Annotated in this window: 19 protein-coding genes, 1 pseudogene and 1 riboswitch; of the genes and pseudogenes, 12 read left to right on the top strand and 8 right to left on the bottom strand. The window is 49.0% G+C overall.

Annotated elements, in window-relative coordinates; translation table 11 throughout:
• Window positions 1-286 precede the first annotated feature (286 nt).
• The 3 genes and pseudogenes from KNV97_RS11185 to KNV97_RS11175 all read left to right on the top strand — a co-directional run bounded on the left by KNV97_RS11185 (window position 287) and on the right by KNV97_RS11175 (window position 3,792).
• On the top strand, window positions 287-805 hold the full coding sequence (locus KNV97_RS11185; protein ID WP_136486549.1) for an Hcp family type VI secretion system effector: 519 nt from the start codon (window positions 287-289) through the stop codon (window positions 803-805).
• 192 nt (window positions 806-997) lie between these two features.
• A pseudogene (locus tag KNV97_RS11180) lies at window positions 998-2,932 on the top strand (type VI secretion system Vgr family protein); the annotation flags it as partial.
• A 221-nt stretch (window positions 2,933-3,153) separates the two neighbouring features.
• Entirely contained in the window at window positions 3,154-3,792 is a 639-nt protein-coding gene (locus KNV97_RS11175; protein WP_218563120.1) for a LysE family translocator, read from the top strand.
• Between the two features lie 86 nt (window positions 3,793-3,878).
• Here the strand turns inward: KNV97_RS11175 and KNV97_RS11170 are convergent, their stop codons facing one another.
• On the bottom strand, window positions 3,879-5,261 hold the full coding sequence (locus KNV97_RS11170; protein WP_218563119.1) for an alanine/glycine:cation symporter family protein: 1,383 nt from the start codon (window positions 5,259-5,261) through the stop codon (window positions 3,879-3,881).
• A 102-nt stretch (window positions 5,262-5,363) separates the two neighbouring features.
• Window positions 5,364-5,468, bottom strand: a riboswitch (glycine riboswitch).
• Window positions 5,469-5,772: 304 nt separating this feature from the next.
• Between KNV97_RS11170 and KNV97_RS11165 the strand changes: the two genes are divergently transcribed.
• The 3 genes from KNV97_RS11165 to msrB all read left to right on the top strand — a co-directional run bounded on the left by KNV97_RS11165 (window position 5,773) and on the right by msrB (window position 7,306).
• Window positions 5,773-5,931: a hypothetical protein gene (locus KNV97_RS11165; protein ID WP_168797035.1), complete on the top strand. Its 159-nt coding sequence runs from the start codon at window positions 5,773-5,775 to the stop codon at window positions 5,929-5,931.
• Between the two features lie 19 nt (window positions 5,932-5,950).
• The gene (locus KNV97_RS11160; RefSeq protein ID WP_218563118.1) at window positions 5,951-6,682 is read left to right on the top strand and encodes a chromosome partitioning protein ParA; all 732 of its coding nucleotides are present in this window, start codon (window positions 5,951-5,953) and stop codon (window positions 6,680-6,682) included.
• A gap of 177 nt (window positions 6,683-6,859) precedes the next feature.
• Window positions 6,860-7,306 (top strand): peptide-methionine (R)-S-oxide reductase MsrB, encoded by a 447-nt coding sequence (gene msrB, locus KNV97_RS11155; RefSeq protein WP_218563117.1) that lies wholly within the window; start codon window positions 6,860-6,862, stop codon window positions 7,304-7,306.
• A gap of 78 nt (window positions 7,307-7,384) precedes the next feature.
• On the opposite strand, the gene KNV97_RS11150 is transcribed toward msrB, so the two are convergent.
• Both KNV97_RS11150 and KNV97_RS11145 read right to left on the bottom strand, forming a co-directional pair.
• Window positions 7,385-7,867, bottom strand: a complete 483-nt coding sequence (locus KNV97_RS11150) for a YajQ family cyclic di-GMP-binding protein (RefSeq protein WP_136486535.1) — start codon at window positions 7,865-7,867, stop codon at window positions 7,385-7,387.
• 37 nt (window positions 7,868-7,904) lie between these two features.
• A complete protein-coding gene (locus tag KNV97_RS11145; protein WP_136486532.1) occupies window positions 7,905-8,963 on the bottom strand; it encodes a 3-deoxy-7-phosphoheptulonate synthase in 1,059 nt (352 codons plus the stop codon).
• Between the two features lie 205 nt (window positions 8,964-9,168).
• Between KNV97_RS11145 and KNV97_RS11140 the strand changes: the two genes are divergently transcribed.
• Both KNV97_RS11140 and KNV97_RS11135 read left to right on the top strand, forming a co-directional pair.
• On the top strand, window positions 9,169-10,056 hold the full coding sequence (locus KNV97_RS11140; protein WP_218563116.1) for a putative PEP-binding protein: 888 nt from the start codon (window positions 9,169-9,171) through the stop codon (window positions 10,054-10,056).
• A gap of 165 nt (window positions 10,057-10,221) precedes the next feature.
• On the top strand, window positions 10,222-10,704 hold the full coding sequence (locus tag KNV97_RS11135) for a PaaI family thioesterase (RefSeq protein WP_218563115.1): 483 nt from the start codon (window positions 10,222-10,224) through the stop codon (window positions 10,702-10,704).
• Between the two features lie 80 nt (window positions 10,705-10,784).
• Here the strand turns inward: KNV97_RS11135 and KNV97_RS11130 are convergent, their stop codons facing one another.
• Window positions 10,785-12,134 (bottom strand): hypothetical protein, encoded by a 1,350-nt coding sequence (locus KNV97_RS11130; RefSeq protein WP_136486526.1) that lies wholly within the window; start codon window positions 12,132-12,134, stop codon window positions 10,785-10,787.
• Between the two features lie 102 nt (window positions 12,135-12,236).
• Here KNV97_RS11130 and KNV97_RS11125 point away from each other — a divergent pair, with 102 nt between their 5' ends.
• A complete protein-coding gene (locus tag KNV97_RS11125; protein ID WP_218563114.1) occupies window positions 12,237-13,073 on the top strand; it encodes a CvfB family protein in 837 nt (278 codons plus the stop codon).
• A gap of 351 nt (window positions 13,074-13,424) precedes the next feature.
• On the opposite strand, the gene rsmF is transcribed toward KNV97_RS11125, so the two are convergent.
• The 4 genes from rsmF to KNV97_RS11105 all read right to left on the bottom strand — a co-directional run bounded on the left by rsmF (window position 13,425) and on the right by KNV97_RS11105 (window position 20,791).
• Complete coding sequence (rsmF, locus tag KNV97_RS11120; RefSeq protein WP_218563113.1) at window positions 13,425-14,849, bottom strand: 16S rRNA (cytosine(1407)-C(5))-methyltransferase RsmF; 1,425 nt, start codon at window positions 14,847-14,849, stop codon at window positions 13,425-13,427.
• A 148-nt stretch (window positions 14,850-14,997) separates the two neighbouring features.
• Window positions 14,998-17,634: an MlaD family protein gene (locus KNV97_RS11115; RefSeq protein ID WP_218563112.1), complete on the bottom strand. Its 2,637-nt coding sequence runs from the start codon at window positions 17,632-17,634 to the stop codon at window positions 14,998-15,000.
• On the bottom strand, window positions 17,627-18,883 hold the full coding sequence (locus KNV97_RS11110; RefSeq protein ID WP_136486518.1) for a paraquat-inducible protein A: 1,257 nt from the start codon (window positions 18,881-18,883) through the stop codon (window positions 17,627-17,629). The genes KNV97_RS11115 and KNV97_RS11110 overlap by 8 nt, the downstream gene beginning before the upstream one ends.
• Before the next feature lie 111 nt (window positions 18,884-18,994).
• The gene (locus KNV97_RS11105) at window positions 18,995-20,791 is read right to left on the bottom strand and encodes an ABC transporter ATP-binding protein (RefSeq protein ID WP_218563111.1); all 1,797 of its coding nucleotides are present in this window, start codon (window positions 20,789-20,791) and stop codon (window positions 18,995-18,997) included.
• An 87-nt stretch (window positions 20,792-20,878) separates the two neighbouring features.
• Between KNV97_RS11105 and KNV97_RS11100 the strand changes: the two genes are divergently transcribed.
• From KNV97_RS11100 to prc, 3 genes are all read left to right on the top strand, one after another.
• A complete protein-coding gene (locus KNV97_RS11100) occupies window positions 20,879-21,352 on the top strand; it encodes a GAF domain-containing protein (RefSeq protein WP_136486514.1) in 474 nt (157 codons plus the stop codon).
• A gap of 99 nt (window positions 21,353-21,451) precedes the next feature.
• Complete coding sequence (gene proQ, locus KNV97_RS11095; RefSeq protein WP_136486512.1) at window positions 21,452-22,075, top strand: RNA chaperone ProQ; 624 nt, start codon at window positions 21,452-21,454, stop codon at window positions 22,073-22,075.
• A gap of 17 nt (window positions 22,076-22,092) precedes the next feature.
• A complete protein-coding gene (prc, locus tag KNV97_RS11090) occupies window positions 22,093-24,093 on the top strand; it encodes a carboxy terminal-processing peptidase (RefSeq protein WP_218563110.1) in 2,001 nt (666 codons plus the stop codon).
• The last annotated feature ends 274 nt before the right edge of the window (window positions 24,094-24,367 follow it).

The raw sequence follows: 24,367 nt of genomic DNA, 5'->3' as shown, positions 1-24,367 counted from the left end.
GTGATTCAGGTCGGTGTTTGACATAGTGAAATCTTACCCGCCAAGCAAGAAGTTGCTTGAGCAGGGGCAGGATGTTGCTCTACTACCAACTGTAAAATTATAACTCTTTGATTTTTATAGGTGTCACTTTTGGCACCGACTTTGCTCCTTAATCTGTGTATCCGCGCTGAATGCAGTTGTTTGCCAGAGCGCAAAGTTATCTTTGTTTATGAATAAGCTTTGGTTGTTGATTCACCACTTGCTCATGAACAACGACTTTTATTACATCGTCATAAAGGAATGAGCAATGCCAACTCCATGTTATATCTCAATTGAAGGTCAAACCCAGGGTCTTATCACTGCAGGCGCATGTACTGCTGATTCAATCGGCGATTCTTTCGTCGAAGGCCACGAAGACCAGATGCTGGTTCAGTACTTTGACCATAACGTGACTGTACCGACTGATCCACAATCTGGTCAGCCTTCAGGCCAGCGTGTCCACAAACCATTTACTTTCACTGTGTCACTGAACAAAGCGGTTCCTCTGCTTTACAACGCGCTGGCATCAGGTGAGAAAATGACGAATGTTGAGCTGAAGTGGTACCGTACTTCGATCGAAGGTAAGCAAGAGAACTTCTTCACGACGAAACTGGAGAACGCTTCTATTGTCGATATCCATTGTGAAATGCCGCACTGTCAGGATCCGGCTAAAGCGGACTTCACTCAGAATCTGACGGTTGCGATGTCATACCGTAAGATTACCTGGGATCACGTTAACGCAGGGACTTCAGGTTCTGATGACTGGCGCAAGCCAATCGAAGCGTAAGTTACGCTCGAATCAAGTAACGTTTGCATGACGTTACGAGTCAATAATGTTGCCCGCTGCTGCGGGCAACTTCTGAGCGCTAAGCACAAAGCATCCTCGAACCGCCTGATGCAAGATGGTCGTCGGGTGTTTTGCGTTTAGGGTTTATTGAATTCTCGCGATAATTTTTACCAAATATCAAGGAATGGCAGAATGGCAACGTTAAAGTATCAGATTCATGTGGAAGGACTGGAAGAAGACACACTGGTTGTGCGTGCCTTTGATGGACACGAAACCTTATCCAGTGAACTGATCAACGGTGACGCATGTCATGGCTTTCGTTTTCGTCTGCAACTGGCCAGCCGGCAAGCGAATCTAAGCGCGGATATGGTCGTTGACCAAAAGGCTGAACTCAGAATGTATCGGGACGAAGAGTTGGTACAGCGAGTGAACGGCATTGTGCGTGAGTTTACTCAGGCAGATACCGGGCATCACCACAGCTTTTATGCATTGACTCTGGTTCCGGCCTTAGAACGTCTGTCTCTGCGTCACAACAGTCGCATATTCCAACTGCAAACAGTGCCGGAGATATTGTCGGTATTACTGCAGGAAATGGGCATTAATGATTACGCCTTTGCGTTGACCCGCGAGTGCAGTCAACGCGAGTTCTGCGTTCAATACCGTGAATCTGACCTCGATTTCTTACTGCGCCTCGCCGCGGAAGAGGGCCTTGTGTACCGTTTCATCCATGAAGAAGGGAAGCATACGTTGGTGTTCAGCGATGCGACCGACAGCTTGCCTAAACTACCGGATCCGGTTGCTTACAATACGTTAGCCGGTGGCGTGATGGACAGCCCTTACATATCAGGCCTGAACCAGCATACACAAAGTGAAGTCAGCCAGGTCTGTATGCAGGACTACAGCTTTAAAAAACCAGCCTACTCATTTGCCCACAGTGCTGACGGCACTGAAATGCAATATCAGCGGGCAGGTTATCAGCATTTTGATGCGCCAGGACGCTACAAAGATGATGTGAATGGTAAAGCATTCAGCCAAATCCGCCTTGAGTATTTACGTCGTGACGCTCGTATAGCGAGCGGCACCAGTAATCAACCGCTATTGCGTGCCGGAACCCGGTTTGATCTCGAAGACCATTCTGATGATGAAATGAACCGGGATTGGCTGGTGGTCAGTGTTTTTCACCAGGGCGCTCAACCACAAGCTCTGGAAGAAGCGGCGGGAAGCGGCGCGACGACTTATGCGAATCAGTTTACTCTGATTCCGGGCCATGTGACCTGGCGTGCCCGGCCTCAGCCAAGACCTCAGGTGGATGGCCCGATGATGGCGATGGTGGTGGGGCCGGAAGGCGAAGAGATCTTCTGTGATGAATACGGCCGGGTAAAACTGCATTTCCCGTGGGATCGTTACTCGAATGGGGATGAACACAGCTCATGCTGGGTTCGAGTCTCTCAAGGATGGGCCGGCAGTCAATACGGTATGGTGGCGATACCGCGCATCGGCCACGAAGTTATCGTCTCGTTTCTCAATGGCGACCCGGATCAGCCGATTGTAACAGGACGTACCTATCATGCGACTAACACGGCACCTTACCTGTTACCGGACCATAAAACGAAAACCATTTTGCGTAGTGAAACGCATCAGGGTGAAGGTTATAACGAACTCAGTTTTGAAGATCAGGCGGGCAGTGAACAGATTTATCTGCATGCCCAGAAAGATTTCGATGCGGTGGTGGAAAATGACAGCACCACTGTGGTGAAGCACGATCAGCATTTGACGGTGGAAAACGATAGCTTTAGCCAGATCAAAAACAATCAGCACCAGACCGTCGGCAATGAACAGCGCGAAGCCGTAACCGGCAACCGAACTCTGATCATCGATGGTTCTTTGCATATTAAAGCTGGCAGTGTCTGGGTGAATGACTCAGGCAGTGAAGTGCACATTAAAGCGGGCCAAAAAGTGGTGATTGAAGCGGGCAGTGAAATCACGGTTAAAGCGGGCGGCAGTTTTGTCAAAGTTGATCCGGCAGGTGTTCATCTCTCCGGCGCCGGCGTTAACCTCAACTCAGGCGGTGGCGCCGGCAGTGGCAGCGGATTTAGCGGCGAGGCAGCGCAGTCCCCGGTTTTGCCTCAGGTCATTTATTCTTAAACGATAGCTATTCTTAAAGGATAGCGGAATCGATCGTTTTAACTGAACGCTTTGCTATTGGCGATATTAATCTGACTGTCGAGCTTTAATTGCTGAAGCCCTGCAATGATCGCAGGGCTTTTCTTAGTTGATGGTAATCTGTTAAAGACAGTTCAAGCGCTTTACGGTATAAGGTTCTTTCTTGTGAATTTTCAGGGATTGATATGTACATCCAGAACATTGAAGCGTTTCTTATCGCAATAACTATTCTTACTTTAACTCCGGGCCTGGATACGGCATTGGTGATTCGTAATACCTCCCGCGCCGGTATGGTTGATGGTTGTGTCACCAGTTTGGGGATTTGTGCCGGCTTGTTTGTGCACGCGACGTTTTCCGCGATTGGCATCTCTGCGATCCTGACTCAGTCGGCTGAACTGTTTCACATTATGAAAATGATTGGTGCGGCGTACCTGATTTGGCTCGGTATCTCTAGCTTGCGTACCTTGCTGAAAACCGGGCAGGGCATGAATGTGGCGACGCTGTCACACACCGAACTGAGTGTGAAACGCTCGCTGCGTGAGGGCTTTCTGTCCAATGTACTGAATCCGAAAACCGCGGTGTTCTATCTTGCGTTTTTGCCTCAGTTTATCAATCCGGAATACTCGCCGTTACTGCAATCTCTGTTGATGGCAGCCATTCACTTTGTGATTGCGATGGTGTGGCAATGCGGTTTGGCGGGCGCGTTAAGTTCAGCCAAGAACTTACTTAAAAATACCTCTTTTATGCGCTGGATGGAAGGCACGACCGGTTTGGTGTTGGTGGCACTTGGCGTAAAGTTACTGCTGGAAAAAGATGCAGCATAATTTAGGTCTGAGTCAGATACGAAAAAGCGCTCAAACGAGCGCTTTTTTGATCGCTGCAATCGCATCTTTACGATGCCGCAGCCCGATTATGATTGCTGTGAGGCGAGTGATGTTTGTTCAGAGCGGGTATGTCGGGCAAAGAATACTTTGGTTTCTTCAACCACGACGTGGCGCAGTGCAATCAGACCGATCAGGTTTGGAATCGCCATCAGTCCGTTTACGATATCGGCAATCACCCAGATCATATCCAGTTTCAGGAATGCGCCTGATGCGACCAGAGCGATAAACACCACCTTGTATGGCAGTACTGCCTTGGTGCCAAACAGGAAGACGACACAGCGCTCACCGTAGTAGTTCCAGCCCAGAATCGTCGTGAACGCAAAGAACATCAGACCAACCGACACCAGCATCGGGCCGATGGTTTCTGAGTTCAGGCCCACGGCAAAGGCGTGTGTGGTCATGGCGGCACCAGAGAAATCACTTTGCCACGCACCTGTCAGGATCAGAGCCAGGCCGGTCATGGTACAGATGATGATGGTATCGAAGAAAGTACCGGTCATCGAGATCAGGCCCTGTTTTACACAAGAGTTGGTTTTGGCTGCCGCCGCTGCCATCGGTGCGCTGCCAAGGCCAGATTCGTTGGAGAAGACGCCACGCGCAATACCGGACTGAATGGCCAGCATGATGCTTGCGCCCAGGAAACCGCCGGTCGCTGCTGATGAGCTGAATGCGGAAGTCAGTACCAGTTGCAGAGCGCTTAACAGCTGATCGGCGTTGGTGACAATCACACTCAGACAGGCGATGACATAAAATACTGCCATAGCTGGTACGACTTTGCCGGCAACGCGGGAAATCGACTGAATACCACCAATGGTAACAAAGGCCACCAGCAGGGTTAGAACGATAGCAGAGGCTTCACGGGATGCGCCAAATGAAATTTCAGTAGCGTCCAGAATTGCATTAACTTGCGGGAACGTACCAATACCAAAGCATGCCACACCCAGTGCGAATACCGCAAACAGGACCGCCAGTACTTTTGAACCTACACCGTATTGCAGATAATACATCGGGCCACCAATCATCTGACCGTTGGCATCGGTTTTACGGTATTTTACCGCCAGAAGGCATTCAGCATATTTAGTCGCCATGCCGAACAGAGCAGCGAGCCACATCCAGAACAGGGCGCCCGGGCCACCGAGTTTGATTGCGGTTGCCACACCCACAATATTACCTGTACCGATTGTGGCCGATAGAGCCGTACATAACGCAGCGAAACTGGACACATCGCCCTGCGCGGACTCAGATTTATCACGGCTGAATACCATTTTAAGTGCGGTCGGAAGATGACGGAATTGCAACAGGCCCAAACGAAAAGTGAAATAAATACCGGTTCCGACCAGCAGAATAAGTAGAGGTGGGCCCCATACGAAGCTATCAATAGTTTGTAATAATGAAAGAAGGTTGGTCATATTTTCCCCTTAATAAACAAAATCTAAGGAGAAGAGAGAAAGGGCGGATCTCATTGATCAAAATGCGAATAGCCAGTAACAGACAGGCTGTCCCGGATAACCTTTCACTCCTCTGTCCTTTTGCCTGAGAGTTTCACTCTGCTTAGTGGATAAGCAGAACTTGCTCCTTCGGCGACCGATTGAACGGTTCTCTCCAGAGGTTCCTCCAACTACAGTCCTCGCTATTCTTCTTGGGGAAGAATAAAGCACCTGAAAGATTTACTTCTTCGGCGGGTATGTCTGGCCTATTTGTTAAAAATAGGTTAACAACCTCTCTCCTGCAGTCTTCATTGGAACAATTATCTATATGGTTAGATAATTTGCCCGAGAATATTAGCCAAAACAAAGTGTGATGTCATCTACAAATTCAATGGAATGCGTCATTCTTGGTCAAGATGTGCCGGATTAAACTTTTCTCTGACCTTTGATACGCTATAAGTGGTATAAAGAGATATAGATAAAGGGGTGAGTTATGATCAGACTGATCACAATCGGAGTATTGATTGCCTTAGCTTTTTTTCTGATTCGCTATGGTACCAGTGAAAAAGCGCAAAAAGGCATCGTCGTGACACTGGTCGCCGCTTTGGTAATTTATACGATCTCGGTCGTGGTGACTGAACTCATTCGCTGATGGGATTTAGGAGTAAAACTTGAACCAAAAACATTCAGACGACCACGACGATGTGGTCGTGATTGAAGAGCGCGATAAACGCAGTTATCTCTATATCGGTATTGCCGCTGCACTGGGTCTGGCTTTAGGCGGTTTGGTCGGCTCTTCGGTGACCGCTTCCAAATGGGAAACCACCTATCAGGCGCTGGAAACTCAGTATAAACAGGCGCAGCAAGACGGTGCAGATCAGAAAGTTCAGGTAGAGGACAGTACTGAAAAACTCAACCAAGAGTGGCAGGAGAAGTTGCAGACTGCGCTGGACGATCAGCGTGAACAGAACAAAGCAGAGCTCACCAAATTACAGAGAGAAGTGACCGAGCTGGAAAAAGTCAATGCTTCGCTGGAAGCTGAATTGTCTAACCGCAAGCAAGATCTGGCTAAAGCGGATGAGAAGAACGACAAGTTAAATCGTCAGGCAGATATGCAGGCAACGATGTTTGAACGTTCGCGTGAGTTGTTCCAAAAAGAGTTAAAAATCAAACAGGAACTGGAATCGCTGCAAAAAGAGCGTGATGATTTAGTGCCGAAAATTAAAACGCTTAAAAATGATTGCGATGCGTATCTTGAAGGGGCTTCCTGGGATGCTAAGTCTGACTCATGTGATAAGCAGGATGAGGCAAATTCGCGCGTCAGTGAGATTGATCAGATGATCCGCGTGCGTCGCATGGATCTGGAGCAGATTAAAGCCTTATCGGAAGAGATCGGGCTTTGAAGCGCTAGATACTGTTTCGCTAGGTACTGTTTATTTTTTACGTGTGCGTAACGCAACAATGTGTGATAGCTCATCGGTGATGGGCTATTTTTTTAAGACGGACTGATGAGATTTTTAGGCAGTCTGACAAATTCACTGTTCACACGGTTGGTGCAAAAGGCTAACCGAGGGGGAAATATGCTGAATTGGAAGGATGTGGTGGAATTAGCGCAGCAGGGGAATCTGGCGCCTTCACACCGGGTTGAGAAAACTCCGCAGCAGTGGCAGGCTGAGTTGACGGAAGAGCAGTACTACGTGACCAGAGAGCATGGCACGGAGCGTCCGTTTTCTTCAGACATGTGTGTGCAGTTTGAGCCCGGGATCTACCATTGCGTGTGTTGTCAGACTTTACTGTTCGATTCAGCAACAAAGTTTGATTCTCACAGCGGATGGCCATCGTTTTCACAACCGGCGACCAAGAATGCGATTTCGTATCATATCGACACTCAACTAGCGACGCCAAGGGTAGAAGTGCGTTGCAACAGTTGTGATGCGCATCTGGGGCATGTTTTTCCGGATGGTCCGCCACCAAGCGGATTGCGCTATTGCGTTAATGCGGTGGCGATAGAGAAGCAGTCTGGGTAACCGGATGAGTTGGGTGATTACGAGTTATCTGTAATAAAAAATCCAGCGTTGAGGCTGGATTTTTTATTGGTCAGTGAGTTAGTCACGGAAGTTATTAAACTGGAACGGGTGGTCCAGATCACTCCCTCGCAGCAGCGCCATAACCGCTTGCAAATCATCACGCTTTTTACCGGTGACACGAACTTTATCACCTTGAATCGACGCTTGAACTTTCAGTTTGGCGTCTTTGATCAGTTTCACCACTTTTTTCGCCAGGTCAGTCTCGATCCCTTGTTTGAACAGGACATCTTTGTACCAGTTCTTACCAGAATGAACAGACTCTTTCACTTCCATTGAACGTGGGTCTACGCCGCGTTTAGCCAAGTTGCTACGCAGAATATCCATCAGCTGTTGCAGCTGGAAATCACCTTCAGCGCCCAGTTTTACTGTTTCATCCTTCAGTTCAAAACTGGCGTCAACGTTACGAAAGTCAAAGCGGGTCGCAAGCTCTCGGTTTGAGTTATCGACCGCGTTACGCAGTTCAACAGTATCGATTTCTGAAACAATATCGAAAGAAGGCATGTTAGTTTTTCCTTAATAAATTAACCGATGCGGCTGATCAGCCAGCACGGCGCACTTTAATAGATTGAGCCAGCATATCAAGCATGCTGGTGGTGTCTTGCCAGCTTAAGCATGGGTCGGTGATAGATTGACCATAGGTCAGGTTGTCCAGATCGTCCATTGGCTGGTTGCCTTCCACAATGAAGCTTTCTGCCATGACGCCGGCCACTTTGTGGCTGCCGGATTCAATCTGCTGACAGATGTCTTTGGCGACATCAAGCTGCTTGCGGTGCTGCTTTTCACAGTTAGCGTGGCTGAAATCAACCACCAGACGTTGTGGCAGATCAAATTGAGCCAGAGCTGCACATGCTTCATTTACAGAGGCCGCATCATAGTTGGTACCATTGTCGCCACCGCGCAGAATCACGTGCCCATATGGGTTACCGCTGGTGCGATATACGGTCATACGGCCGTTTTTATCCGGCGAGTAGAAGTAATGTGAGGCCTGAGAGGCACGGATCGCATCAATGGCGATTTTCACATTACCATTGGTACCATTTTTAAAACCGACCGGGCACGATAATGCAGAAGCCATCTCACGGTGGATCTGGGATTCAGTGGTGCGGGCACCGATCGCGCCCCAGCTAATCAGATCAGCAATGTACTGGCCGGTGATCATATCCAGAAACTCAGTGGCTGTGGCCAGGCCCAGTTTATTGATATTCAGCAGCAGTTGGCGTGCTTTATTCAGACCGGTTTCCAGTGCGTAAGAGCCGTCCAGGTTTGGATCGGTAATCAGGCCTTTCCAGCCGACAACCGTACGTGGTTTCTCGAAATAGGTACGCATCACGATAAACAGTTCGTTCGCGTACTGACCCTGAATGGCACTCAGGCGTTGTGCATAGTCCAGCGCCGCTTCAGTGTCGTGTACAGAGCAAGGTCCGACAATCACCAGCAGGCGATCATCTTCTCCGGAAAGAATGCGTTCAATTTGGCCACGGGAGTTGGCAATTCGCTCTGCAACCTCATCCGTAATCGGGTGGGCTTGGCTAAGTTCTGCCGGAGTAGGCATCGGACCCAGCGCTTGGGTTCTTAATTCATCAGTTTGTAATGGCATAGGATAGCCTGTCCTCTTATTGCGAGGTAGTAAAGATAACGAATTTAGGGGGCATAATAAACTGTTAAGCGATAAGAGGTGTTCTATTTCCTGTAAAGTGAAAATTTATGCAAAAATAATCAATAAATATTGAGTTGTGGGCTTGTTTTTCTGCGGCTCTCTAGGTATTTTCGACATGTACAACATAATGATAAACGGAGCAGTAATGAGTTTAGAACACAACGTAACCATCCATGAGCAGTTGGCTCTGGGAAATACCTTGCCAAAAGCAACCGAACAGGCACCAAGCTCTTATCTGTTTGTCTCTTTATCTGAGCTCATTGCCGAGAGCGTCTTTTATCATCCGGCTCTGGTCACGGGCACTGATAGTTTGTCTGAACTGGAAAAAAGTTCACTGGAAGCCATGCTGGGCGGTAAAAGTATTGCCGAACATTTTGTCGACACTCTGGTGGAAAAAATCGGCGCGGCGGTTCAGCCTCATCATCAGTCGCTGCGCGTGTGTCTGAGTTCGGCAGATAGCCACGGCTATCAGGCGCTGCTTGGCGGAAGCCTGGAAACCGATGAAGTGAATCCGGCAATGGGTGTGCGCGGTGTTTCCCGCTACGCATCTCAAGCGTATGCACCGGCGTTTGCACTGGAATGTCAGGTGATCAAGCAGCTGCGCAACCAGGGGCTGGATATTGAAATTGTCGTGCCTTTTGTTCGTACTTTAAGTGATGCAGCGACTATCATTGACCGTCTGGCTGAGCAGGGGCTGCCGCGCGGCCTGAACGGCCTTAAAGTGCTTTACAGCTGCAGTGTGCCATCCAGTGTTATGGTCGCTGAGCGTTTGCTGCAATATTTCGATGGCGTAGTGATTGACTGGGAATCCTTGACTCAGTTTACTTTGGGGCTTGATAAGGACAATGCGGCACTGTCGTACCTGTACAATCCGGACAGCGAATCTGTAACCCTGCTGGCTGACATTGTGTTTAAAGCGGCCCTGCAGGCTAAAAAACCGGTACTGATTGTCACGACAGCACTGGAAACCCACCTCAAGCTACAAAATTACCTGGTTGAAAATACCCAGGCCGAAGCGATTTTTAACTTCTGAAACGCGACCTGAGATCTGATAAGGATGCGCAACGAGGCCAGCCAAATACGGCTGGCTTCTTGTTTTTTAACCATACAGATTGACAATAATGCAGCGCTAAAGTGAACTGGTCTGACAACTGAAGTTGTCACGATAATTATAACCATAACTAGTAAGGTCAGTCCTATGCTCTCTGCTCTCACCAAAGCGAATCTTTACCTTAACTATTTCGGCTTTATGAAAGTGCCGCTCATCTGGTATTGCCGGCCGAAACTGCTCACGCTTGACGATAACTCAGTCATAGTCCGTATCCCGCTTAAACGGCGCAATCGCAATCATCTCAACAGCATGTATTTTGGCGTGTTGGCCGTTGGCGCAGATGTGGCGGGGGGCTTTCTTGCTATGTATAAAGCGCAGCAACGAAAAGTGACGGTGTCACTTGCGTTTAAAGAAGTCGAGGCGAAATTTCTCAAAAGGCCTGAAGCCGATGTCTGCTTTCGCTGCGACGATGGTCCTTTGATTGACGCCATGCTGGACGAAACGCTGGCCACGGGTCAGCGAGTGAATCAGGCGGTAAAAATTACCGCCACTTGTCCATCGCTGCATGGTGATGAAGCGATGGCGGAGTTCTGGCTGACGTTATCCCTTAAAGCCGTGAAGAGCGGATAACTCTGTTGATCACAGGCGAGTCACTATGATTGCCTCTCTTGCCCGCTAAACCGTGTTCGCTGAGCAGGTATGCTGTGATGCTAACTGAGCTCGATGGTTTCAATATCGACGATTTTGCTTCGGTTTAACACGATTTTCCAGCGATAATAGCGCGGCTTGTCTTTATAGTTACGCTCTTTGACGATCAGATTGATGAGATGACGTTTCTCAACCGACTCACGGCTTACCTGACCGTTGTTTAGCTGATAGATACGGTTGGAGCCTTTATCCATCAAGCGGGTCAAGGTACGCAAATCAATGAGTATGCTCTCACGTGTCGCTTCATAACCGCTCATAAAATGGGAGGTCGACATCTCGGTCTGCGAGCGGTAGTGGAGGATCTGCTCTTCACGTTGCACGACACGTTTCTTGCGAATGTTTTGTATGCTGTCCGGCAGTTGTGCCAAGCTTTTGTAGTCGAGCCATTCGTCTTTCTGGCCCACTTCTTTACCTGTGGTCGGATCGAAATAGCGACGGCGCCATTTCGGTTTCCCTTTACGAATAACGCGCCATAGGATGTCACGTAAATCGTCTTTAAAAATTTCACGCAAGGCATAAATGAACGACATGGCGATGATGAATGAAGCGGTGATTTCGCCCCAGTAATCCCGCGCCGTAATTGCCGTGATGGTTACCACGACCATGACTAAACCAGTGGCGATGCCTTTTACCGCACGCTTCATATTTTTACCCAGTGAGGTGACTTTTTCCCGCAGAATAATCGGATGTTCAATAAGGCGTCGCAGCAGACGCATTTTATTGCTTAAGCGGGTAATGTCGGTGTCGGCTTTTTCCGAGTTGTAGTGATTAAGTGCCCGGTGAGCCTGTTCTTTCTCGACCAGAGTGATCAGGCGATCTTTAATCGTCTTGTATTCAGAATTGCGGCTTAATTTAGCCACCATAGAGAGAAACTTCTGCTCGGTATACCAGGACAAGTAGTTATCAATATTGGCGTAATAGCGTTTGATGGTTTCTTCGTAAGGAATATTACGGCGTAAACGTTTGAGAATATCGAGCGACAACTCAATCACCGTATCCACTTCATCAGAAGTGACATTGTCACTTGATTCATTGAGCTGGTTGACCGCTTTGTCCAGCGCAATAACATACTGATAGGCGAACAAACTCAGACTGACTCGGTACTGGGTAGAAGAGAGACGGCCGCGTTGCGCCAGACGGCTGTGCACCAGCGGTAACAGAATTTTATTACTGTAGTAAGACCGTTTTTGATGAATGGAACTGTAGAAAAACTCTCCCTCGGACATCACTTCCGGTGTTAAACCTAATTCGCCGGGAATAAACAGATACATATCCAGATCGAGCTTCTTGCTGTCCGACATCTCGGAAGAGATCTTAAGGGTAACGGCATCTTGTTTATCGACAGTGATCAATGAAAACTCCTGAAAAAATTGCTCAATTTTCTCTGTTCAATGGGGGAAAGCATATCAGAGATCACGTATAATCTCTGCAAATTTGATGTGAGACAGTTTTAAATGATTAACGTTGGTCAGACTAATAGTCTAGAAGTTGTAAAAATTGCCGATTTTGGTGTCTTTCTTGATGCTGGTGAATTTGGTACGACTTTATTGCCAAGCCGCTTTGTGCCGGAAGGCCTAGAGGTGGGGCACTTTGTTGATGTGTTCCTTTACTTCGATTCAGAGAACCAGCTGGCAGCGACGACAGAAACACCAATCGCCCAGGTGGGTGAATGGGGCCTGATGAAAATTGAAGGTGTGAACAGCACCGGAGCGTTTGCGGACTGGGGAATTAAAGACAAAGGTCTGCTGATTCCTTTCAGTGAGCAGCGTAAGCGCTTTACTGCCGGGCAAAACGTTCTGGTGTATGTCTACACAGATAAAGCCTCTGGTCGCATTGTTGGTACGACCAAGTTTAATAAGTGGCTGGATAAAACGCCGGCCAACTATCAGCGTAACGAGCAGGTTGATCTGATCATCGCTGAGCGTTCAGAGCTGGGTTACAAAGCGATTGTCAACGGCGCACATTGGGGAATGGTTTTCCCGTCAGATGTGTTCGGCAAGCTGTTTATCGGTAAGCGCCTGAAAGGTTACATCAAGAATATCCGTGAAGATGGCAAGATCGATCTGGCGCTGCAGAAAATCGGCGTCGCGAAAATGGATGACCTGAGCAGCAAAATTCTTGAAACCCTTGAAAAGAAAGGTGGCTTCCTGCCACTGAGTGATAAATCTACCCCGGAAGCGATTTTCGCTACCTTCCGCACCAGTAAAGGCACCTTCAAGAAAACCATCGGCGGCCTGTTTAAGCAGGGCAAGATCGTGATTGAGCAGGACGGGATCCGTCTGGCTGACTGATGGTTGTGGCCACAGTGAATGCTCTGGGATATCCACACGCATTAACGGCTGCCTGTATGGCGGCCGTTTTTTATGGCATCAGTGCTTTTATGGCATCAGTGCTTTATTGTGATAATACGGCTCGCTTAGTCAGCAGGTCAGTTTAATCAGTCAGTCTGTGCACGCAGCAGAACACAAAAAAATAGGCCCGAAACGTAAGGCGTTTGGGCCCAGGGGAATGGCTCCGCAGAGCCTGCGCTAGTTATCGAGTCTGAAACTGCTGAACAAACGTCAGGACTACTTTACGTTAAGTGTAGTACAGACTCAGTTTTTCGCGCGAATAGTGCAGAATATTGTGCTGATGTTTACCGGTCAGAATAAGTTTTTATCTCTGACCAGCTCTCGTGGCAGACCATTTTTGACTCGGTTACCAACCCATTTTCCTAAGCCAATCACATCGTTACCGTAACAGACAATCACTTCGCCTTGACCACTTTGACTCTCCGGGCGAACATCACGGCCCATATACCATTCACGGGCTTCTGCCGTGGTCAGTTGTACTGACTGGGTTTCATTGCCGGTTGCCAGCGTGGTGGCAACCTGATGCTGCCAGCGATAGCCTTTTTTATGCGCTTCGGCGATTTTGATCCCCATACGGGAAAATCTCAGTTCACCCAGCATAGGCTCCAGGGCATCCGGGAATAACCACACATCGTTGTCACGCAGCCAGACACTGCTCGCAACCGGTAAGGTGATTCCCAGTGCCTCTTGCAGTTGACGAGTGATGTCGGCAGTGACTTTGTGACTTGCTTTCTCAAATGGAAATTTACCCAGGCGTTTTTGAACGGCCGGTGCTTCAACTGCGGCCAGTTTTCTGATTCGAGCCACAAAGAAGCCTTCACAGTCATACACCTGCGGGAAAATATGTAAGAATCCTTCAGCAGTGATGGCTTTGTCGGCCTCGCTAAAGAGGTTATCAAGACGCTCAAACTGAACAGCATCACCATAGGTGTTTTTGAGATGCCAGCACACTTGCTGGTTCTCTTCTGTGCTCAGGGTGCAGGTGGAATAAACCAGCACGCCGCCCGGTTTCAGCGCCTGAAACGCACTCTCTATCAGGTCTTTTTGGGTCTCTGCGATCGACAACACTGAGGCTTTGCTCCAGTTTTTCATCGCATCGGCATCTTTGCGTATGGTGCCTTCACCTGAGCAGGGGGCATCGATCAATACAGCATCGAACTGCTCTGGCAGCCAGCCACCAAACACGCGGCCGTCGAAATTACTCAACGCGGCGTTGCGAATACCGCATCGCTCGATATTGGCGTGTAGCACCTTGACCCGGCTGGCGGAAAATTCATTGGCAACCAATACGCCCTGATTATTCATCAGTGCGGCAATCTGTGTAGTTTTGGAACCCGGCGCAGCGGCCATATCCAGCACCGCATTAAACTCGTCCTGAGCGTCCGTGAACAGCGCTGAAACCGGCATCATTGAGCTGGCCTCCTGAATATAGAACAAGCCGGCCATGTGCTCTGCGGTATTACCCAGCGGAACCACGCTTTCGTCGGCCTCGATCCAGAATCCGGTATCACACCAGGGAACCGGCTCCAGTGACCAGCCTTTCTCCTGTGCTCGTTGCACAAAGGAGTCCACGCTGATTTTCAGCGTGTTAACCCGGATACTTTTGCGCAGCGGGCGTTGGCAGGCTGCAACAAAGTCCTCCATGTTCAGAGTCGGGGGCAGGATCTCAGCGATGGTGGCGAGAAATTCTTCAGGTAATGCGATATTCGAGTGCAAAACAGGGTCTCAGTCTGGAATTTGGAGCCGAATTATATACCTAACGCGATGTCTGATGCGAGCTTCGGTGTGGATTGCTTTAGGGCAGGTGGCAGGGAAACAAAAAGGCAGCTCAGCGCTGCCTTTTGTCATCGAACTCTTTAACTGGTTAAGGCCTTGGGATGGCTGGGCGCCAGCTGGTCCATTCTTTTTGTGCCTGCGGATAGAGGTAGAATGTGTGTCCTTTGCCTGCGGCAGGCGCTAATTGTTTTTGCTCCGGCGTGGAGAAGGTAATACCACCACGTAACAGGCTGTCCACAGTACCTGCTTTGATGTCGGCCCCGGTCAGGCCGATGGAGACGTCCAGTCCGGAAGTATTCCAGAACACGCTGTTTTCCCGCACCAGATAGGCGTACTGGGCATCAATTTCAATCGTTGAGATAACCCGATCGGCAAGGTTGCCCAATTTAACTTCGGTTACCCGGCCAACTTCCATTTCCCGGTACAACACCGGTGTACCGACATCAACTGAACCGCGGCTTTCACTTTGCAGAGTAAGGATAAGACCTGGTGGCTGGTAAGGGATCGCGGCCAGCGCAAAGCGTTTGCTTGCCGCACCCTGGCCAGGCTTAACCTCAATCGATTTAGTCAGCAGGTTTTGCAGATTGGACACTCCTTTCAGGCCGACTTTGGCCTGTGCAACCCAGAACACTGAGCCGCTGCGCGCGATATACGGCGCGTAGTCTGGCTGAATACGCGCTTTAAGCACAATATCATCTGAGGCAAAGTCCGGAGTCACTTGGGTGATTTCACCCACCTGGACGCCGTTGTACTTAAGTGCTGTGCCAACGGAAATACCTGTGTCGCCGCTGGCGGTCAGTTCAATCTCTTCGCCATATTTCTGTGCCTGTTGGTAATCGGAATAGAGCTTCCACAATTTGCCCACTTTATTCTCTACGCCCTTAATATTGTCAAAGGCAATGCCACCTTTGATGAGGGTCTGCAGTGGTGCTGCTTTAAGTTTAATACCGGACAGAGAGGCATCCATCTCAACCCCAGAACGGTTCCAGAATACGGTTTGGGCTGTCAGCAGATGTTTGTACTGGTTTTCGATCGTTGCTTCAATTTGCACCCCGTCCTGGGTCAGTTTAAAGTCAGAGACCGCACCGACCTTCATATTGCGGTACAGTAGCGGACTCCCCGCGCTGATGGGTGGTAGTTCCCGCGCAAACAGCGTCAGTTTTTGTGAGCCAGACTGATTATATTTGGCGATTTCAGCCAGAGAACGGCTTTGATACAGACGATAGCTGTGCTCAATTTTTTCACTGCCTTCGCTGACGAAGCTGATTGAGCCGGTCAGCAGCTGTTTGGCCGGAGGAATTGAGACACTCAGCCCGGATTCGGTCAGCTCGGCATTGGCTGAACCGGTGACGTAGAAGCGGCTGCGCGATCGAATCAGGTGCGCATACTGTTCGTCGATCAACAGGGTGAATTTCACTTCATCTTCGGTTAGCTCAACATCGGTAACTGTTCCCACAGGTACGCCGCGATAGAGAATCTGGGTATTGGTATCAAGGCCAAATGAGCTGTCGGCATACAGGGAAACAGAAATCGATTTCGACTGCTTCTGGTCAAATTCGACCTGGTGGATGGCGGTAAACTTACGGGCTCTGGTGCCTTCACCCGGCACTAGAGTCAGGTAGTTGCCTTTTACCAGATTGGCGAGGTTTTTGACGCCGGAAAGGGATACTTTCGCCTCTTCCAGGATGAAGTGACTGCCGCTGGTCAGCAGATCGCTGAAGGCCGGTTGAATCGCGGCGGACGCGACAATGTGATCATCTTTAAGCTGCAGGTTGGTGATCTGGCCAATTTCAATTCCGCGGTACATGATTGGTGAACCGGACGGGTTGATGTTGTTGTTGTCAGGCAGGTTGATGGTCACGGGGATCCCGCGCCCTGCAGTCTGCAAATCTTTGTAGAGCCTGAATTGGGTATTCTGCTCAACGGGCTCACCGTCGTCTGGTGAATCCACCGCGATCGAGCCACCGATCAGTGCACTGAGACTTTCCAAATGCACATCCACGCCGTTAAAACCAATTTTGGCCCCGACACCACTGACGTTCCAGAATCGGCTCTCGGAGGTGATGATGTGGCGGTACTGCTCTTGAATTGAAGCCTGAATGATGACCGATTTGGATTGTTCGTCTAACTGGTAACTGTAGACCTCGCCAATTGGAATTTTTTTGTAGACGATCTGTGAGCCAACCGATATACCGCCCAAATCCGCCGCTTTCAGAGATATGGTCAGGCCGCTGTCGGCCAGTAAATCGGACGGGGCTGAGTCCAGCGCACGGTACTCACTCGGATGATCATTATCACCCTCGACGTCACTGCCGGGTTGAATGGCGATATAGTTACCGGAAACCAGCGCATCGAGTCCGGAGACACCGGATAAACTCGCGGTTGGTTTTACCAGCCAGAAACGGGTTTCAGAAGAGAGCAGGCGGGTTGCTTCCGGATAGATATCAGCTTCGACGTAGATGTTGGATAAATCGGCCGAAAGCTTGATGTCACGCACCATACCGACTTCCAGACCCTGATAACGAATCGTGGTTCGCCCGGATACCAGCCCCTGGGCATCGGCGAAGTAAATTTGTATTTGGTCACCGGCATCATGAATGGCTTTCACCACCAGCCAGCCAGCCAGAATCATGGTCAGTATGGGCAGAATCCATAACGGTGATATTCCTTTATTACGACGAATATCTGGTGAGTATGAGGGTTGGGTCGACTGTTCTTTACTCATCTTTAGACTCATTGTTAGAAACGGCGCTTGGGTAATTATCCCAAATTAAGCGCGGATCCAGGCTCTCTGCAGCCAGCATGGTCAGTACCACAACCATACCAAATGCCACAGCGCCGTAACCGGGGGTAAAATTCAACAGCTGTCCGCGGTCCACCAGGGTCAGCATGATTGAAATCACAAACAGGTCCATCACGGACCATTTACCTATCCACTTGATAGCGTAATAGATGGTCATACGCTGGCGATGAAACACCTGGCGCTTAAAGCGGATGGCCAGCAGCAGATAAATCAATCCGACAATTTTTGCCACTGGTACCACAATACTGGCAACGAAAATGATCACCGCAATGCCTATCATGCCGCTGTTAATCAGCGAGGCGACGCCGGAAAATATGGTGTCTTCCAGGCGCTGACCATTGGTCAGTAATATCGAAATCGGAATGATATTGGCCGGAATAATCGCCACCGCGGCCGCAATCACATAAGCCCAGGTACGCTCAATTGAACGCGGGCGACGGTGGTGCAGTGCATGGTGACAGCGCACACAGTGACTCGATTCACACTGGGACAGATGGCAGTTATGGCAGTGTATCTGTTTATTATGCAGCGGGTATTCAATTTCCGGCTGCCAGGCTTCCCAATAACGACGCACACTAATGCGACTGATCAGCAATACCGTAAACAGCTGCAGTAATACCAGGCTATATAAAGCTGGGCCGACGAAGATGTCAGAAAAGTCTTTTAGCTTGAAGCAGGAGACCGCGATGCTAATCAGGAAAACATCAATCATAGACCATGATTTCAGATGGTGGATCATGGCCAGCGAATAGCGCAGCAGTTGAAACCAGCGCTTGTGCAGGGCGAGGTGAGCGGTGACCACCGAACTGCAGACCAGTAGTGGCGCCAGAGTGCTGCAAAACAGCACCAGCACAGCCAACACGCCATAACCTTCTTCAAACATGGCGACAATGCCTGCCGGCAATGAAGCCGGAATCATTACGCCAACCAGGCGGATGCTGATAAAGTCAAACAACTGGGACGGGATAAACAGCAGTAAACAGGTAATGGCAATCGCCAGATTGCCTGATAAAGACGGACTGCCGCCACGATAAAGTTGAGTACCACAGCGCGGACAATAGGCACTGCGGCCATGTTGGATATCCACCACGTCAACCGGTAACTCGCAGCCCTGACACAGCCGAATAGTCCGGCTGTCGGTATTATGCTGGGTCAGTGACCTGATTTTCATCGGCTGCTTCCCGACGATGAGCATCGCTCACTGCAAACGATAGTGACGGCGTCACGTGATGTAATGTCTTGAACATCAGGCTGTTGCTGACCTGCAAGAACGGCGCTTTGATTAAGCGTGTGATTGAATAGAACCATATAGCGTCTGATACAAACCTTCTTGTTCAACCAGTTCTCCATGGGTGCCGGACTGAGTGACATGTCCGTCCTCCAGAACGTAGATAAGATCCGCTTGCTTAACCGCTGACAGACGATGAGCGACAATCAGGGTTGTCCGGCCTTTCAAAAACTCGGTTAAAGCTTTATGCAGAGCCGCTTCGGTTGCGGTGTCCAGGGCAGAGGTGGCTTCATCAAGAATGACGAATTTTGGGTTACTCAGAACCATACGAGCGATCGCGAGACGCTGACGCTGACCGCCAGAGAGACGAATACCATTACGGCCAATCTGAGTATCGAGACCGTGATTCAGTTTGCTGATCACGTCCTGCATCTGAGCGATATCCAGTGCGCGCCACAGCGACAACTCATCATAATCGCTGCCCAGCGTGAGATTATGCCTCAAAGTATCATTAAAAAGTACAGGTTGTTGAATCACGACCGCAATTTGTTCCCGGATAACATCAAAGCTGATGTCATCACAGGTTTCGCCATTATAACGAATTTCGCCTGAATTTTGCCGGTAGACACCGATCAGCAACTGAATCAGGGTCGATTTTCCACCGCCGCTGGCTCCCACCAGAGCAACTTTTTTACCGGCAGGGATTGTCAGGGTTAAATCGTCGAGCACTTTGTGTTCACCATCGTAGGTAAAATCGACGTGCGAGATGGTCACCTCAACTTCCCGCTCTTCGCTGAAAGGGTTGACCTTGCTTGGCGGGCGATGTTCTTCTTCGAGTTCAAGTAAATCGTTAATGCGTTTTAAGGCCGCTTTAGCGCTGTACCAGGAAAACTGGACGCCGAGCAGCTCTTGAACCGGGCCGAGCATAAACCACAGGTAGCCAAACACCGCAAATATCTGGCCTATTGTCAGGTCGCTGAACACCACCATCAGCATCGCGACGGCACGGAACAGTTCAAAGCCGAGCAGAAACAGTAAGAAGGAGAGGCGACCGGCCGCTTCTGACTGCCAGGCATATTTGTCGGCATGACGCCTAACATCATCGGCCTGTTTGGTGAGCTGGGCCAGAAATTCCCGCTCTTTATTGGCCGCACGTAGCTGGTAAATACCATCCAGCGTTTCAACTAAACGGTTTTGAAAGCGCTCAAACGCCTGGTTCTCACGTCGTTTAAGGTGTTTGACCTTGTTGCCCAGCATACGGGAGAAGTAAATGACTATTGGGTTAACCAGCAGTATAAACAGGCCCAGACGCCATTCGAGCCATAAAAGGACAATCGCAGTACCCAATACTGTGAGCAGGCTGATCAGGAATTTACTCAGCGTAGTGCCGATAAATTGGTCGATCGTTTCAATGTCGGTGATTAAATGTGCGTTTATACCGCCGCTGCCCTTGGTTTCATATTGTTTTATGCTGATCCGCCCCAACTTATCGATCATCTTGCTGCGCATGTGGAACGTGATGGTCTTGGAAACCAGGGTGAACTGGCGGTTTTGCAGTATATTGAGCAGTTGACTGGCCGCGCGCATCAGCACCACCAGCAGCAGGGTAAACATGATGTAACCGGTGGCCGTCTGCCAGCCGTCTGGCAAGAGTTGGTTCATCAGCTCAATACCGGTCGATGGTTGGTTCAGCAGAACTTCATCCACCATTAAGGGCATAAGCAAAGGAATGGGTACGCTGATTAAAGTTGCGACAATCGCAATCGCATTTGCGTACAACAACTTAGACTTATGTCTTTTCACTTGAGTTATGAGCCAAGAACGGCTAATAGTGTCACTGGTATACGTCATTGTAGTGAGAATGCATCCTATTTAATCTGTGATGTGATTCTACGTAGAACCTTAAATGAAGTCTTTATTTTTCCACCGGAAGTTATTATGAAAATAGAACATTACCACCGCTTAACCAAGCAAGCTGTCGCGTTACTGGAATCAGAACCAGACCTTATCGCCAACTTGTCGAATTTAAGTGCTTTGCTAAACATGGAACTGGAAGACCTTAACTGGGTAGGCTTCTATCTTATGCATGGCGATGAACTGGTACTAGGTCCCTTCCAGGGTAAGCCAGCTTGTGTTCGCATTCCTGTTGGCCGTGGTGTGTGCGGAACTGCCGTTGAAACTAACACTGTACAACGTGTTTACGATGTTCACGCCTTTGAAGGTCACATTGCTTGTGACGCGGCGAGCAACTCAGAGATTGTAATTCCATTCTCTATTGATGGTAAAGTCGCCGGCGTGCTTGATATTGATAGCCCAAGTATTGGTCGTTTTTCTGAAACTGATGAAGAAGGACTCACGTTTTTGATGACTGAAGTAGAAAAGCTGCTTAATTCACACGCGAACAAGGCATAATTTAGTTGTTGCCTGTGGTTTTTCGTATTCAGGTCACTATAATACCGAAATATTTGAATTTAATGCTTCGCGGACCAGCCGCAATAACCAGGAATCCTCATGGAAAACACTGAAAAGTTAAAAAACAGCAAAGAAGTAATTGCGTACATTGCTGAATGTTTCCCTAAATGCTTTACTTTAGAAGGTGAGGCACAGCCTCTTAAAATTGGTATTTTTCAAGATCTTGCTGATCGTCTCAGCGATGACCCTAAAGTAAGCAAAACTCAACTTCGTGCAGCGTTAAGACAGTACACGTCATCTTGGCGTTACCTGCACGGCGTTAAAGCTGGTGCGGTTCGTGTCGATCTCGATGGTAATGCATGTGGTGAACTAGAAGAGCAACATGTAGAACACGCGAAAGCTGCGTTAGCTGAAAGCAAGGCTCGTGTAGAAGCTCGTCGTAAAGAGCAGGCTAAACAGGCGCGTGATGATGCGAAAGCAAAACCTAAGGCGAAGAAGCCTCAGGCACGTCGACCTCAGTCTAAAGCACCAAAAGCAGACAAAAAACCAGTAGAGACACGTGCTCTGAATGCTGATGAACTGAATGTCGGTAAAGAAGTGAACGTGAACATGGGTAAAGGCAACATGGCTGCGACCATTGTTGAAATCAATAAGGAAGATGTGCGTGTTCAACTCGGCAACGGCCTGCAAATGGTTGTGAAAGCGGAGCACCTGCGCGCATAAAGGAGAATCTCCTACGCATGAAATGCCGTTCAAAATTAACTCTGATCGCTGCTGGCCTCTGGCTGGCAGCGTCTTCAGCTCAGGCTCTCGAAGCCAAACTCCATAAAGAAGACCTTCCTCTTCTTGCTCCAGAAGTTCAGCATGAAACGGCGAGCAAACGAGTCACATCCAGATTTACTCGTTCTCACTACAAGCATTTCACTCTCGACGATCAGTTCTCTAAAGCAATTTTTGAACGTTATCTTGAGATGTTGGACTACAATCGCAACTTGTTTACTCAAGCGGATATTGATTCGTTCAAAACCTGGTCCGTCGAACTTGATGATCAACTGAAAGCGGGCGATAACCAAATCGCGTTTGACTTGTATAACTTATCGATGGAGAAACGTTTTGCACGTTTTCAGTACGCACTGTCTCTGCTCGATAACGAAATCAAGTTTGATGGTGATGAGGCCATTGAGCTCGATCGCTCGAAAGAGGCCTGGCCGAAAGATCTGGCAGAAATCAACGATTTGTGGCGTAAGCGCGTCAAGTATGACGCACTCAATCTGAAACTGGCAGGCAAGACCTGGCCTGAGATCAAAGAGACGCTGGAAAAACGTTATAACAACGCGATTAAGCGTCTGACCCAGACCCATAGTGAAGACGTGTTTCAGTTGTACATGAATGCGTTTGCCCGCCAGGTTGATCCGCACACCAGTTATTTGTCACCACGCAATGCAGAGCAGTTCCAGTCAGAGATGAATCTTTCTCTGGAGGGCATTGGTGCTGTGCTGCAGATGACCGATGACTACACGGTGATTCGCTCGCTCGTGGCTGGTGGGCCTGCTTCTAACAGTAAACAGTTGGGAGAAGGTGACCGCATTATCGGTGTCGGTCAGGATGGCGAGGAGGTGGTTGACGTCATCGGTTGGCGCCTGGACGATGTGGTGGAGCTTATCAAAGGGCCGAAAGGTACCAAGGTGAAGCTGCAGATCTTGCCGGAAGGTAAGGAAGCGAAAAGTCACGTTGTCACAATTGTTCGTGATAAAATTCGTCTTGAAGACCGTGCGGTGAAATCGAAGATCATCGACAAAGACGGTGAGAAAATCGGTGTGCTTGAAGTTCCGAGTTTCTACGTTGGTCTGTCTCAGGATACGGACAAGTTGATCGCTGAGCTGAAAGAGAAAAATGTGGACGGCATCATCGTCGATTTACGTAATAACGGCGGCGGCGCACTGACCGAAGCAACGGCATTATCTGGTCTGTTTATCACCAGTGGCCCGGTTGTACAGGTTCGTGACAGCTATGGGCGGGTAAATGTGAACAGCGATACCGATGGCAAAATCAGCTACAGCGGTCCGATGACGGTATTGATAAACCGTTACAGTGCTTCGGCTTCTGAGATTTTTGCCGCGGCGATGCAGGATTACGGTCGTGCGATTATCCTGGGCGAAAACTCTTATGGTAAAGGCACGGTACAACAGCATCGTTCGCTCAATCATATCTATGATTTGTTCGATAAAGAATTGGGCTACGTCCAGTATACCATTCAGAAGTTCTACCGTATCGATGGCGGAAGTACTCAGAACAAAGGCGTGATCCCGGACATTGCGTTCCCGACGGCTATCGACGCTGCAGATACCGGTGAGAGCGTGGAAGATAACGCGCTGCCATGGGATAGCATTGATCAGGCGAAATACAGCCCGTTACATGATTTCCATAAGCAGATTGAAGCGCTCAATGTACAGCACCAGAAGCGTATCGCGACCGACCGCGAGTTTGGTTTTATTCAGCAAGATATCGCTAAGTACAAAGCTGAAAAAGACGATAATAGTTTGTCTTTGAATGAAAAAGTACGTAAGCAGGAAAGTGAGCAAGCGGATCAGGAACGTCTGGATCGCATTAACGTTCGCCAGAAAGCGCTGGGTAAACCTGAATACAAGAAACTCGAAGATGTGCCGAAGGATTATGAAGCACCAGATGCGTATCTGGATGAATCTGTCTCCATCATGGTAGATATGATTAAGCAGTCTTAATTGACGGTGACAATAAAATGAAAAGCGGGCTTTCGAGTCCGCTTTTTTATTGTCAAAAAGCCAGGTGACGGCAAATGGCAGAGTTTTCATATGTCGGAATTTGCATTTACCAAAGAACCACTAGGGTTTGATGGATAGAGTTGACGAATTTCAACTAAGACAAAATCAAATTGGTTACCTGCTCAATAAAACGGTCGGTAAAGTATTGAATCTGGTTGTAATTGTGATTTGCATCAAATAATTTCGCGTTATTACTGTAGCGATCCTAAGCTTA

This window comes from Vibrio ostreae (genome assembly GCF_019226825.1).
GTDB lineage: Bacteria > Pseudomonadota > Gammaproteobacteria > Enterobacterales > Vibrionaceae > Vibrio > Vibrio ostreae.
Note: the sequence above shows the minus strand (reverse complement) of the source record. Positions and strands in the feature narration are given on the sequence as shown.

What these genes read in the sequence shown, in the direction of transcription:
- KNV97_RS11185 (WP_136486549.1), top strand. Translation starts at nt 287, where the DNA reads ATGCCAACTCCATGTTATATCTCAATTGAAGGTCAAACCCAGGGTCTT.
- KNV97_RS11175 (WP_218563120.1), top strand. Translation starts at nt 3,154, where the DNA reads ATGTACATCCAGAACATTGAAGCGTTTCTTATCGCAATAACTATTCTT.
- KNV97_RS11170 (WP_218563119.1), bottom strand. Translation starts at nt 5,261, where the DNA reads ATGACCAACCTTCTTTCATTATTACAAACTATTGATAGCTTCGTATGG.
- KNV97_RS11165 (WP_168797035.1), top strand. Translation starts at nt 5,773, where the DNA reads ATGATCAGACTGATCACAATCGGAGTATTGATTGCCTTAGCTTTTTTT.
- msrB (WP_218563117.1), top strand. Translation starts at nt 6,860, where the DNA reads ATGCTGAATTGGAAGGATGTGGTGGAATTAGCGCAGCAGGGGAATCTG.
- KNV97_RS11150 (WP_136486535.1), bottom strand. Translation starts at nt 7,867, where the DNA reads ATGCCTTCTTTCGATATTGTTTCAGAAATCGATACTGTTGAACTGCGT.
- KNV97_RS11145 (WP_136486532.1), bottom strand. Translation starts at nt 8,963, where the DNA reads ATGCCATTACAAACTGATGAATTAAGAACCCAAGCGCTGGGTCCGATG.
- KNV97_RS11140 (WP_218563116.1), top strand. Translation starts at nt 9,169, where the DNA reads ATGAGTTTAGAACACAACGTAACCATCCATGAGCAGTTGGCTCTGGGA.
- KNV97_RS11135 (WP_218563115.1), top strand. Translation starts at nt 10,222, where the DNA reads ATGCTCTCTGCTCTCACCAAAGCGAATCTTTACCTTAACTATTTCGGC.
- KNV97_RS11125 (WP_218563114.1), top strand. Translation starts at nt 12,237, where the DNA reads ATGATTAACGTTGGTCAGACTAATAGTCTAGAAGTTGTAAAAATTGCC.
- KNV97_RS11115 (WP_218563112.1), bottom strand. Translation starts at nt 17,634, where the DNA reads ATGAGTAAAGAACAGTCGACCCAACCCTCATACTCACCAGATATTCGT.
- KNV97_RS11110 (WP_136486518.1), bottom strand. Translation starts at nt 18,883, where the DNA reads ATGAAAATCAGGTCACTGACCCAGCATAATACCGACAGCCGGACTATT.
- KNV97_RS11105 (WP_218563111.1), bottom strand. Translation starts at nt 20,791, where the DNA reads ATGACGTATACCAGTGACACTATTAGCCGTTCTTGGCTCATAACTCAA.
- KNV97_RS11100 (WP_136486514.1), top strand. Translation starts at nt 20,879, where the DNA reads ATGAAAATAGAACATTACCACCGCTTAACCAAGCAAGCTGTCGCGTTA.
- proQ (WP_136486512.1), top strand. Translation starts at nt 21,452, where the DNA reads ATGGAAAACACTGAAAAGTTAAAAAACAGCAAAGAAGTAATTGCGTAC.
- prc (WP_218563110.1), top strand. Translation starts at nt 22,093, where the DNA reads ATGAAATGCCGTTCAAAATTAACTCTGATCGCTGCTGGCCTCTGGCTG.